The organism is Streptomyces sp. W16 (assembly GCF_033194735.1).
Taxonomy (GTDB): Bacteria; Actinomycetota; Actinomycetes; order Streptomycetales; family Streptomycetaceae; genus Streptomyces.
Window position 1 is genome coordinate 1 of sequence record NZ_JAWOAI010000328.1, and the last position, 11438, is coordinate 11438.

Genomic DNA, 11438 nt, shown 5'->3' on the forward strand with positions numbered 1-11438 from the left:
TGGACGGCCCGCAGTACCGCCGGCGGCAGGTCGGTGGGCAGGAGCTGCGCCACCTCGTCGTCCGTCAGCGGTGGCACGGGCAGTTCGACGGTGCCGGGCGGGCAGCAGCGCGGCCGTTCGGGCTGCTCGCCGTCCGCCACCCGCTCGGCGGCCACCACCCGTACATCGAGGCCCTCGACACGGCGTACGGCGAAGGCGAGCACCTCGACGGTCGGTTCGTCGAGCCACTGGAGGCCGTCGAGGACCAGCAGCACCGGGCCGCCGGCGGCGAGGGTGCGCAGCACTTCGAGAACGGCCACACGGACGGCGAGCCGGCCACGGTCGCCGGCCGGTACCTCGCCGCGCAACAGGGCGGCCCGCAACGCCCATTGGAGTTCGGGTGCCAGGGCCTCAAGGCAGCTCTCCGGCACCCCTGCGAACAGGTCGACGAGACCGGCGAACGGCAGCCGGGCGTCCTCCTCGGCGGGCGAGCAGTGCAACACCGTTCCGGACGGCTGGACATGGGCACCCGAGGACGCCACGAGGGCGGCCACGAGCACGGACTTGCCGATCCCCGCAGGACCGTGCAGCAGCACTCCCTGACGGTCCGTCAACTCGGTGCGGGCGGTGCCGATCAGCTCGCGGTGCCCGGTCAACGACCGCACTTCCGCGCCGCGGCGGTGCGGGCGAGGCGGCGTGGGCGTCGGGTCTCCGTGCATCTCGGCATGTGTTCATGACAACCGTTGCGGAATCGCCTTGTCAATGACGGTCCTGAGCGGCGGACGAACACGGTCGAGGAATTGGCGCATGATCTCCACTTTCGGCGACTGAGATGGCGTGTTTACTGCGCCAATAGACACCAAATAGGCATGAAGCGGCCGATCGCCCGTACAAAAGCCTGGTCAGCGGATGTACCGAGGAAGTGGGAGAGAACGATGACTGATCACGGAGCCGATCTGGTGATCCGGGCCGGGGCGATCCACACGCTGGTACCCGGCCGTGCCCCGCAGCGGGCGCTGGCCGTGCGGGGCGACCGCGTCATGGCCCTCTCGCCCGACCCCGACGGACTCGACCACCTGCTGCGCCCGCACACCACGGTGCACGACCTGCCCGGCGCCACCGTGCTGCCCGCCTTCGACGACACGCACACCCACCTGATCTACGCCGCGCTCGGCGCGCACGACGTGCCGGTCCACCAGGCCCACGACATCCCCGAGTTCTTGGACCTGATCCGCGAGCGGGCGAAGACGACTCCCGACGGCGAGTGGATCCGCACCACCACCAACTGGCAGGAACTCAACCTCGCCGAGCGCCGCATGCCCACCGCCGCCGAACTCGACCAGGCCACCGACCGGCACCCCGTCCTGGTCAAGCGCGGTGGCCACAACGACGTCGTCAACAACTACGCGCTGCGCCTGGCGGGCATCACCGAGGACACCCCCGTACCGCCGGGCGGCGTCATCGGCCGCGACGCCCACGGCAGGCTCGACGGGCGGCTGATCGACAACGCCATGGGCCTGGTGGAGCGCCTGGTCCCGGCCCCCGACCGAGCCGAGCGGATCGACGGGCTGCGGCTGGCCACCGCCCAGTACGCCGCCACCGGCATCGGCACCGTGCGCGACTGCGCGGTCGGCCTTGAGGACTACGCCGTGCTGCTGGCCGCCCGCGAGGCGGGGGCGCTCGGCATCCGGGTGCGCGCCCTGATCTCGGCGCTCGGTATGACCAGCGCGGCCCAGGTGGAGGACCTGCTCGACGCCATGGAGAAGTGGCGCGACGACTCCGACCCGTGGCTGCGGGTGTGGGGCGTGAAGTTCGGGCTCGACGGCGGCCTGGAGGCCGGGGCGACCGAGGAGCCGTACGCCTGTGACCACGCGTTCTCCGGGACGCTGATCTGGGAGCCCGACGCGCTGGTGGAGGCCGTCGAGGCCGTGGTCCGGCGCGGCTGGCGGGTCGGCACCCACGCCTACGGCGACCGTGCGGTCCGCACCCTCCTGGACGTCTACGAGCGGGTCCTCGCCCGCAACCCCGGACTGCCCGCCGGCACGCTGGTGATGGAGCACGGCGGTCTGGCAGGACCCGAACAGCGCGCCCGCGCCGTCGAGTTGGGCATCCCCGTCACCATCCAGCAGCCACTGCTGCACGACACCGCCGAGGTCGAGGAGGGCTTCTGGGGCCCGGAGCGCGTCGCCCGCCTCTTCCCCGCCCGCGGCTGGATCGACCTGGGCGCCCAGGTGAGCGCCGGATCGGACTTCCCCGTCGGCCAGTTCGGCGCCATGCGCTCGGTCTACGGCATGATCACCCGCCAGACCGTCATCGGCCCCAAGGGCCCCGAACACGCCATCACCTACGACGAGGCCCTCACCCTGCACACCGCCGACGCGGCCCGCCTGTGCGGCGATCAGGACCGGCGCGGCACCCTCACCCCGGGTCGCCTGGCGGACCTCACCGTCTGGGAGCAGGACCCCGCCCGGTGCCCGAGCGACGCCCTGCGCGACCTGAACCCCCTGCACACGTTCGTCGGCGGTCGTCCGGTCACCCGGTAGCCGTTCCGTCAGGCGGCCGGCATCGTCCTGATCGCGGCGATGTCGAATTGGAGCCGTACCTTCTCGCTCACCATCGCACCGCCCTCGGCCAGCCGGGAGTTGTAGGTCAGGCCCCAGTCGGAACGGTCGATGGTGGTGGTGCCGTCGAAGCCGGCCCGTTCGTAGCCGAACGGGTCGGTGACATGTCCGATGTAGGTGAGTTCCAGGACGACGGGACGGGTGGTGTCCTTGATGGTGAGGTCACCGAGCATCCGGTAGACGTCGTTGCCGGCCATTTGCACCGCGGTACTGGCGAAACGCATACGCGGGTAGGTCGCGGAGTCCAGGAAGTCGCGCCCCACCAAGTGGGCGTCGCGCTGTTCCACGCCGGTGTCGACACTGCCGGTGTCCACCACGATCTCCGCCCGCGAACGGGCCGGGTTGCCGCCGTCGAAGTAGAGCCGGCTTTTGTATTCGGCGAAGGACCCGCGCACGGTCGTCACCATGGCGTGCCGGACGGAGAAACCGATCCGGCTGTGCGCGGGGTCGATCATCCATTCTCCGGTCAGCGCCGCCAGGGCGGGATCGGGCAGGCCGGAGGGGGTGAACGCCGGTGGGGCGGCGGGGCGTTGCGGAGCCGTGGGGGGTGCCGGGCGGCGGAGGGGCGCAGCACGGTTGAACAGGTTCATGCTTCACGTAGTTACTGCACGAGTGATATCGCCGCAAGCCTTCATGGTGAATCGACAGCTGCGCGAATCGGCACTGACACGCTTAAATACCGTCACCTCGGCGGCCGTTCCACATTTCCCACACATATTTGTCACCCGAAATACGACGACCGTCAATTCGGCGCGCTGCTCAGCGCATCGGGAAACCGAACGAATAGCCCTGCTGCTTCAGCCACGGCAGGATCTCGCGGAGCGCGGCCACCGTCTCGGAGCGGTCGCCGCCGGCGTCGTGGAACAGGATGGTCGGCCCGTTGGGCAGTTCGCTCTTGACGGTGGTGACGATGGCGCCGGTGCCGGGGAGTTCGAAGTCCTTGGAGTCGATGTTCCACCCCAGCGGGCGCATGCCCTGCGCGGCGGCGAGATGCCGGCTGTACGGCGTGAACGCGCCGCCCGGCGCCCGGTAGTACAGCGGCCGTACGCCCCCGGAAGCCTTGGTGATCATGGCGGCGGCGTTCAGGATCTCCTGCGACTGGTAGGCCTCGGACTTCTTGTCCATGGTGGTGTCGTGCGACACCGAGTGGTCGCACAGCCGGTGGCCGGCCGCCACCACCGCCTTGACCAGGTCCGGGTGGGCCTCGGCCTGCGGGCCCACCATGCAGAAGGTGGCCTTCACGCCGTACTCCCGCAGCACTTGGAGCACCTGCGGTGTCCAGGTCGGGTCCGGCCCGTCGTCGATGGTGATGTTGACGCCCCGCGCGCCCTTGTCGGAGGCGTGCACGATCTCCGCCGACACGGCCGCCACCCGGGCCGGGGCCGAACTGGAGGCGCCGGGACGCGCATTGGCCCCGCCCCGCTGCGCGTCGACCACACCGGCCTGCGCGGTCCACACGGAAGTGGCCGCCGCCACCGCCGTCACACCGACCGCCGCCGCGAGTACCCGGCCGTACCAACCCCGCCCGCCATGACGCGCCATGTCCGCCCTGTTCCCTGTCCTGTTGTCCGCTTCCGTGCATTCGTCAGGACGGTATAAACGAGCGGAGGGATCCCGCTGTTACGGATTACGGACAATTTTCCGGGAGTTCGAGGCCGGCGGACGACGATCCCGGTCGGCGCAGGGCGAGACGGCCGCGGAAGTTCTCCGGGATCGGAGCGAAGCGGAGGGCCATCGTGAGGTCCTCGGGGTGGTCGACGGTCAGCCGGTAGCGGGTGCACAACAGGTGGCACAGGGCCATGAGTTGGACGGTGCCGATGTTCGCGCCGACGCACTTCTTGGGCGCCCAGCCGAACGGCACATAGCAGTCGCGGTCGGCCGGCCCGTGCGGTGCGCCGGGCAGGAAACGGTCCGGGTCGAAGACGTCGGGCTGCTTCCAGACGCGTTCGTCACGGTGGATCAGATGCGGGCTCAGCAGATACCAGTCGCCGGGCTCCAGCCGGGTCTTGCCGAAGTCGAAGAGGTGGTTGTTGTGCCGGACCAGCAGCAGCGGCGGACTCCACAGCCGCAGCACCTCCTTGACGAACCGGTGCGTCACCGGAGCCGCGTGCGTGGGCGCCGTACGGAACTCCACCGGGTCCACCGCGCACAGCTCGTCGGCCAGCCGGCGCTGCCACTCGGGGTGCCGGACGAACTCGTACAGCAGACTCGCGGCGGCGGCGCCCGGCGGGCCGCCGATCGCGGTGAGGACCGTGGTCACCACGTCCAGCGCGCGGTCCATGCCGAGTTGGGGCAGCAGGTCGACGAAAGGATCGGCGAGATCCGGCTCACGCCTGCGCCTGCCGCTCGCGCGTTGCCGCAGCACCCGGCGCACGACCAGCCCGGACCGCAACTGCACGGCGACGAACCGCAGTTGGTGCCACAACCCGCCCGGCGCGGGCGCGACGAGCCGCAGCAGCTTCATCTCCAGGTCCCGGCGCACGATATCGGCCTCGCCGGCGGTGAGGCCGGACAGCGCGACCGGCAGCATGGACCGCAGCGCCACGTCCTGGGTGAGCATCACCAGGTCCACGTCCTCGCCCAGCCGCTCGTCGATGACCTGCTCCATGCGGTCGATGAGGCCGCCGTGGTGCTCGGCGGTGGCCAGCGTGTGCAACTGGGTGAGCCAGGCGGCCCGGATCTGGCTCCACCGCACCTCGGGACTGCGCCGCCGGCGCACCATGTCGACCAGCCGGTCGTTCATCACGAACCGGTGCCAATTCGTGGCGCTGACCCGGCGCGCCGCCTCCGGCTCGAACACGCCGAGCCGGGTGTCGTCGACCCAGAAGATCCCGTCCTCGGCCGCGCTGCGCGCCCGGATGGAGTGCAGGAAGTCCTCGGGGTGCTGCGGGGTGGTCATGGTGAACGTTCCCCTCGTGGGGCGCGGGGAGCCGGCCGCTCAGACGGTTCCCCGCGCCGGTCCGGTCAGATGTGGTGGTACTGGTACCAGAAGTAGCCGTAGGAGCCTCGGACGTTGAGGACCGACTTCGTCTTGCGATACAGGGCGCGCATGCGCGTTCACCTCCTTCCGGGACTGCCGGTGCGGTCGCTCAGCACCGCGGTGAAACGCGGTGGAGCGAGCGCCGGGCCCACCTGGGGACCGGCGCCGTCGTGGGTGACCGACAGCCGCCAGTCACGGGTGATGATGCCGACGAGGTCTTCCAGGAGCCGCATGGTGACGGTCGCCCCGGCGCAGGTGTGCGGCCCGTGGCCGAACGGGAGATAGGCCCCGTCCGGCACGGCCGTCGCCCAGCGCTCCGGCACGAACTCGTCCGGCCGCTCCCAGTGCCCGGGATGCCGGTGCACCAGATAGGTGCAGACGGCGAGTCGGTCGCGCGGGCCGACCTGCGTCCCGCCGAGCTCCTGCACATGGCTCGGCGTCCGCGCGAACAGCCACGCCACCGGCCACAGCCGCAGTGCCTCACGCACCGTCCAACTCGGCTCCGCCGCAAGGGAGTCGGGGTGCGTACCGAGCAGGTATACGGACCAGCCGAGCGCGAAGCCGACCGAGCCGACGGCGGCGAACAGGAAGGAGAGATACACCTCGGCGAGATCCTTCGGGTCCGCCTCCGGCTCGCTCTCGCCCACAACGACGTCGAGCAGGTCACGTGCGTCGAGGGTGGGGTTCGACCGCCGCTGCCGGTCGCGAATTTCCGTTTGCAGGACGTTCTGCGCGCGGCGCCGGAAGAGCACTCGGGACGGCGGCGAGTAACGGTGCCGGGCGCCCGCCAGGACCGCCCGATGGATGATCTGTCCGACGGTGGCGCGCAGTTGGGGCGGCGCGTCCCGGTGCAGCAGGACGTCTCGCAGATGGCGGAGGACGAGCAGGTTTCCCGCGTCGGGCCAGACGGCGCCGGGGGCGAGGAGTTCGGCGACCAGACCGGGCAACTCCTGGCGCCGTGCGTCCAGATGACGACGCATCAGGGCCCGGGCCGCGCGCCCGATCCGGAGCTGCGCCGCACGCGGCCCGAAGTCGCCGTGCCGGGTCCGGTAGAAGTCGGACGCCTCGGTGACGACCGCGTCCCGGTTGCCGAGGACCGCACGGGCGGACTCCGGCCCGGCCACACACACCATGTTCGCGGCCGAGCGCCACACGTCGTGAACACCGTCGAACTCCGCGCTCAGCAGGGCCAACGGGTCACGGACGCGGGAGAGGATTCCGCGGGGAGTGCGGGCGGGTTCGCCGTACCCCTCACGCGTCACGGACGGCTCCATGGTGCCTCCTGGCGAACTCACGGCAGCGGTACACCTGGTGCGGTCGCGCGTGACGCCCCGACCGATGGGAACAGCCTCGGGGCGGCCGGCCGGTCTGTCGCGTCCTGTGCCGGTGAGCGGAACGGCGGGACGCGACGGAGAACACCGATCCGGCCGCGATGAGTTTCGGTCGGCCCGCGAGTCGGTACTGGTGACGGTCGTAGAACAGGACGTCGTACGACACCGCCCGGCACGAGACACCACGGAGGCACCCATGACGACCACCCCCGACAACGCGAGCAGGCCGCCGGTCGTGGACCTCGCGACCTGGGCGGCGGCGCGCGAGAAGCTGCTGGTCCGCGAGAAGGCGCACACGCGTGAGGGCGACGCGATCGCCGCGGCCCGGCGGCGGCTGCCGATGGTCGAGCTCGACGGGACGGTCGAGGTCACCGGCGCCGACGGACCGGTCCCGTTCCTCGACCTGTTCCAGGGGCGCGACGAACTTGTGGTGTACCAGCACATGTGGCACGACCACGCACCCCACCAGGGCCAGTGCGAGGGCTGCACCACCACGGCCTGGCACATGAAGGACGCGGTCTACCTCAACGCCCGGGGCGTCTCGTACGCCGTCCTGACCGCGGGCGCGTGGGACGAGGTGGCGCCTTACGTCGAGTTCATGGGCTACACCCAGCCCTGGTACTCGCTGCGGGGCGTGGAGCCGCGGATCGGCGGAGGGATGGGGCACATCGACTGTTTCCTCCGCGACGGCGACCGTGTGTTCCTCACCTACTCCACGACGGGCCGCGGCAACGAGCCGGTCAATGGCTCCCTCGCCCTGCTCGACATGACGCCCCACGGCCGCGGCGAGGCGTGGCAGGACACCCCCGAGGGCTACCCGCCCGGCCGCGACGCCTGCTGGTACTGGCGTTCGGACGCCGACGGGAACGCCACCTGGGGCGGGACCAGCCGTCCCGTCCCGCAGTGGACCCGTCCCGGTGCGACCCCTGTGGAGACCCTCGGCCGCCACGGCGACTGCCACTGACAGGGAGCGGTCCGCTCTTGACGCCCGTCACCACCGCACCTAGCCTCGACTGAACACGTCTAGACAGGTGGGTCGACGATGGCGGACTCCCAGACTTCCCAGTCCCGGCAACTTCAGGTCGAGACCCACGGCCTCGATGTGATCGGCGACGCCGAACGCAAAGGCACCCCACGCACGCTGTTCTGGCCCTGGTTCGGGGCAAATGTGTCCATTCTTGGATTGAGCTATGGTGCCTTCGCGCTCGGCTTCGGGATCTCCTTCTGGCAGGCGCTCGTCGCCGGTGTGATCGGCATCGTGTTCTCCTTCCTGCTCTGCGGCTTCATCGCGGTCGCCGGCAAGCGCGGCTCCGCGCCCACGATGGTGCTCAGCCGCGCCGCCTACGGCGTCCGCGGCAACCGGCTGCCCTCGGCGATCTCCTGGATCCTCACCGTCGGCTGGGAGACCGTCCTCACCGCCCTCGCGACCATGGCCACCGCGACCGTCTTCAGCAGACTCAGCTGGGGCGGCGGCACCGAGACCAAGGTGGTCGCGCTGATCATCGTCGGCGCGCTCATCGTCGTCGGCGGAGTCATGGGCTTCGACCTGATCATGCGGCTCCAGACGGTCATCACCGTCGTCACCGCGGTGCTCACCGTCGTCTACATCGCCCTCGTCGCCGACCACATCCACTGGAGCACGGTCAGCGCCGTACCGGCGGGCTCCGCCCAGGAGTTCATCGGCGCGCTGGTGTTCATGATGACCGGCTTCGGCCTCGGCTGGGTAAACGCCGCCGCCGACTACTCCCGCTATCTGCCCCGGAGTTCGTCCGGCAGAGGCGTGATCGGCTGGACCACCTTCGGCGCCTCCGTCGCCCCGCTGCTCCTGCTGGTCTTCGGCCTGCTGCTCGCCGGTTCCTCCAGCACCCTGAACAAGGCGGTCGCCGCCGACCCGATCGGCGCGCTGACGACGATCCTGCCCACCTGGTTCCTGGTGCCGTTCGTCGTGGTCGCGGTGCTCGGCCTGGTCGGCGGCGCCGTCCTCGACATCTACTCCTCCGGCCTGGCCCTCCTCTCCGCGGGCCTGCGGGTGCCGCGCTACCTCGCCGCGCTCGTCGACGGCGTCCTGATGATCGCGGGCTCCGTCTACATCGTGTTCTTCGCCGACGACTTCCTCGGCCAGTTCATGGGCTTCCTCACCACCCTCGGCGTCCCCATCGCCGCCTGGTGCGGCATCATGCTCGCCGACCTCGTCCTGCGCCGCCGCGACTACGACGAGGGCGACCTCTACCGCCCGGCCGGCCGCTACGGCGACGTACCGCCCACCCCTCTACTGCTCACCCTCGCCGCCACCGCGATCGGCTGGGGCCTGGTCACCAACACGGCCGCCAGCTGGCTGACTTGGCAGGGCTACCTCCTCGACCCGCTCGGTCTCGGCGGCAAGTCCGGCGCCTGGGCCTACGCCAACCTCGGCGTCCTGGCCGCCCTCGCCCTCGGCTTCCTCGGCACCCTCGCCCTGGGCCGCGCCCGCGTCCAGCGCCAGGAGCAGCAGGCCGCGAGCCCCGAGGCGGTGCCCGCCGTATGACCACCGCACCCGGCCACCTCGCCGTCATCGACATGCAGCGCGTCTTCGCCGAACCCGACAGCCCCTGGGCCACCCCCCGCTTCGAGGACGCGGCGGCAGGCGTACGGCGACTGCTGCCGGCCTTCGGGGAAGACGTCACCTTCACCCGCTTCCTGGCCCCCGAGAAACCCGAGGGCGCCTGGCGCGCCTACTACGACCAGTGGCCCTTCGCCCTCCAGCCGGCGGACGCCCCGCTCTGGCGGCTGACCGACGAATTCGCCGCCCGGGCACGGCACTTCGTGGACGCGCCCACGTTCGGCAAGTGGACCCCGGCACTCGCCGAGCGCGTCGCCCGCACCGGCCGTCTCGTCCTCGCGGGCGTCAGCACCGACTGCTGCGTCCTGTCCACGGCCCTCGCCGCGGCCGACGCCGGAGCCGAGGTACTGGTCGTCGCCGACGCCTGCGCGGGTGTGGACGACGACTCCCACGCCAAGGCGCTGCACGTCATGGACCTCTACCGGCCCCTGATCCGGGTGGTCACCGTCGCCGAGGCGGTCGGGGAGGCCTCGTGACCGGCGTCCGGCTCAAACACCAGCGCATCACCGAGGTCCTGGCCAAGGAGATCCGCAGCGGCCACCGCCCCGCCGGTGAGCAACTCCCCGGCGAACACGCCCTGGCCCAACGCTTCGGCGTCAGCCGTACGACCGTCCGCGCGGCCCTCGCCGAACTCAGCGAGGCCGGCCTGATCGCCACCCGCACCGGCAAGGGCTCCTACGTCCTCTTCGACGGCCGCCCGCTGGACGACAGCCTCGGCTGGGCCCACGCGCTCGCCACCCAGGGCATCGACACCCGCGTCCGGACCCTGAAGGTGGCCGCCAGGCGGGACGAGGAGCTGGCCCGCCAACTCACCCTGAACACCACCGAGTTCGTCTGCGTCGAGCGGATACGGGAACTGGTCGGGGACGCGGTCGTCGTGTCGTACGAACGCAGTTTCCTGCCGCCCGTACCCGGGGTGCGGGACCTGCCGTCCCGCGGACTGGACCAGGAGTCGCTCACCGACGTGATGCTGCGGGCCGGGCTGCGGCCCGACCACGGCGAACAGCGGGTGAGCGGGCGGCGGATCGACGGGCGGGAGGCGGAACTGCTGCGCCGCGAACCGGGTGACTGGTTCCTCGACACGCGCCGCACCAGCAGGGCCGCCGACGGTTCCTTCGTCGAACATGTCGTGAGCCTCCTCGACCCCGACCACTTCCAACTCACCCTCGCCTTCGGCTGAACCGCTGAACCCGCCCCGGAAAGTACCCATGACCCTCCAGAGCCGCGCCACCGGAGCCCTCCACGGGCTCGCCCTCGGCGACGCCCTCGGCATGCCCACCCAAATGCTGTCCCGCCCGCAGATCACGGCACGCTACGGCCCGCTCCTCACCGGCTTCCATCCGGCCGACCCCGACCATCCGCTGGCCGCCGGCATGCCGGCCGGAGCCGTCACCGACGACACCGAACAGGCCCTGCTGCTCGCCGGGTTGCTGCTCGACGGCAAGGGCCGAGTCGACCCGGCGGAACTGGCCCGGCGCCTGGTCACCTGGGAGGACGACATGCGGGCCCGCGGCTCCCTCGACCTCCTCGGGCCGTCGACGAAACGCGCGGTGGAGCAGGTGCTCGCGGGTACCCCGGTCGACGAGGTGGGGCGTTACGGCACCACCAACGGCGCGGCGATGCGCATCGCCCCCGTCGGCATCGCGGTGCCGGTCGCGGATCCGTCCGCTCTGGTTGACAGGGTGGTGGAGGCGAGCAGCCTCACCCACAACACCGGCGTCGCACTCGCCGGTGCCGCAGCGGTGGCAGCCGCTGTGAGCGCGGGAGTTGACGGGGCGTCGATTCCCGAGGCGGTCGAACTGGCCGTGTCGGCGGCCCGGTTGGCGGCGGGGCGGGGGCACTGGGTGGCCGCCGCCGATGTCGCCGAGCGGATCGTGTGGGCGACCGGACTGGTGCGAGGCCTCACACAGGCTCAAGTCTGCGAGCGC

11 protein-coding genes are annotated in these 11438 nt (G+C 71.3%); 6 read left to right on the forward strand and 5 right to left on the reverse strand.

Translation table 11 applies throughout. The annotated features are described in order from the left end of the window. The coding region (locus R6V09_RS33860) for an ATP-binding protein (RefSeq protein WP_317885284.1) at positions 1-698 on the reverse strand (698 nt) is incomplete at its 3' end. Positions 699-914: 216 nt separating this feature from the next. On the opposite strand from R6V09_RS33860, the gene R6V09_RS33865 reads away from it, so the two are divergent. Next, positions 915-2522, forward strand: a complete 1608-nt coding sequence (locus R6V09_RS33865; RefSeq protein WP_317885285.1) for an amidohydrolase — start codon at positions 915-917, stop codon at positions 2520-2522. A gap of 8 nt (positions 2523-2530) precedes the next feature. Here the strand turns inward: R6V09_RS33865 and R6V09_RS33870 are convergent, their stop codons facing one another. The 4 genes from R6V09_RS33870 to R6V09_RS33885 form a co-directional block, all read right to left on the reverse strand. Then, positions 2531-3190 (reverse strand): YceI family protein, encoded by a 660-nt coding sequence (locus R6V09_RS33870; protein ID WP_317885286.1) that lies wholly within the window; start codon positions 3188-3190, stop codon positions 2531-2533. A 169-nt stretch (positions 3191-3359) separates the two neighbouring features. Next, a complete protein-coding gene (locus R6V09_RS33875) occupies positions 3360-4142 on the reverse strand; it encodes a polysaccharide deacetylase family protein (protein WP_317885287.1) in 783 nt (260 codons plus the stop codon). Between the two features lie 85 nt (positions 4143-4227). Then, a complete protein-coding gene (locus R6V09_RS33880; protein WP_317885288.1) occupies positions 4228-5499 on the reverse strand; it encodes a cytochrome P450 in 1272 nt (423 codons plus the stop codon). A 158-nt stretch (positions 5500-5657) separates the two neighbouring features. Then, positions 5658-6854, reverse strand: a complete 1197-nt coding sequence (locus R6V09_RS33885) for a cytochrome P450 (RefSeq protein ID WP_317885289.1) — start codon at positions 6852-6854, stop codon at positions 5658-5660. A gap of 253 nt (positions 6855-7107) precedes the next feature. Between R6V09_RS33885 and R6V09_RS33890 the strand changes: the two genes are divergently transcribed. From R6V09_RS33890 to R6V09_RS33910, 5 genes are all read left to right on the forward strand, one after another. Next, the gene (locus tag R6V09_RS33890; RefSeq protein WP_317885290.1) at positions 7108-7875 is read left to right on the forward strand and encodes a DUF899 family protein; all 768 of its coding nucleotides are present in this window, start codon (positions 7108-7110) and stop codon (positions 7873-7875) included. A gap of 78 nt (positions 7876-7953) precedes the next feature. Next, complete coding sequence (locus R6V09_RS33895) at positions 7954-9435, forward strand: purine-cytosine permease family protein (RefSeq protein ID WP_317885291.1); 1482 nt, start codon at positions 7954-7956, stop codon at positions 9433-9435. Continuing rightward, entirely contained in the window at positions 9432-9986 is a 555-nt protein-coding gene (locus R6V09_RS33900) for a cysteine hydrolase family protein (protein WP_317885292.1), read from the forward strand. Before R6V09_RS33895 ends, R6V09_RS33900 begins: the two co-directional genes overlap by 4 nt. Further along, a complete protein-coding gene (locus R6V09_RS33905; protein WP_317885293.1) occupies positions 9983-10690 on the forward strand; it encodes a GntR family transcriptional regulator in 708 nt (235 codons plus the stop codon). Before R6V09_RS33900 ends, R6V09_RS33905 begins: the two co-directional genes overlap by 4 nt. Positions 10691-10718: 28 nt before the next feature. Next, positions 10719-11438, forward strand: a 720-nt coding sequence (locus tag R6V09_RS33910) for an ADP-ribosylglycohydrolase family protein (protein ID WP_317885294.1), incomplete at its 3' end; no start/stop codon positions are given.

Coding starts and splice junctions, on each gene's coding strand:
- R6V09_RS33900 (WP_317885292.1), top strand. CDS start 9,432: ATGACCACCGCACCCGGCCACCTCGCCGTCATCGACATGCAGCGCGTC.
- R6V09_RS33875 (WP_317885287.1), bottom strand. CDS start 4,142: ATGGCGCGTCATGGCGGGCGGGGTTGGTACGGCCGGGTACTCGCGGCG.
- R6V09_RS33895 (WP_317885291.1), top strand. CDS start 7,954: ATGGCGGACTCCCAGACTTCCCAGTCCCGGCAACTTCAGGTCGAGACC.
- R6V09_RS33870 (WP_317885286.1), bottom strand. CDS start 3,190: ATGAACCTGTTCAACCGTGCTGCGCCCCTCCGCCGCCCGGCACCCCCC.
- R6V09_RS33865 (WP_317885285.1), top strand. CDS start 915: ATGACTGATCACGGAGCCGATCTGGTGATCCGGGCCGGGGCGATCCAC.
- R6V09_RS33885 (WP_317885289.1), bottom strand. CDS start 6,854: ATGGAGCCGTCCGTGACGCGTGAGGGGTACGGCGAACCCGCCCGCACT.
- R6V09_RS33890 (WP_317885290.1), top strand. CDS start 7,108: ATGACGACCACCCCCGACAACGCGAGCAGGCCGCCGGTCGTGGACCTC.
- R6V09_RS33880 (WP_317885288.1), bottom strand. CDS start 5,499: ATGACCACCCCGCAGCACCCCGAGGACTTCCTGCACTCCATCCGGGCG.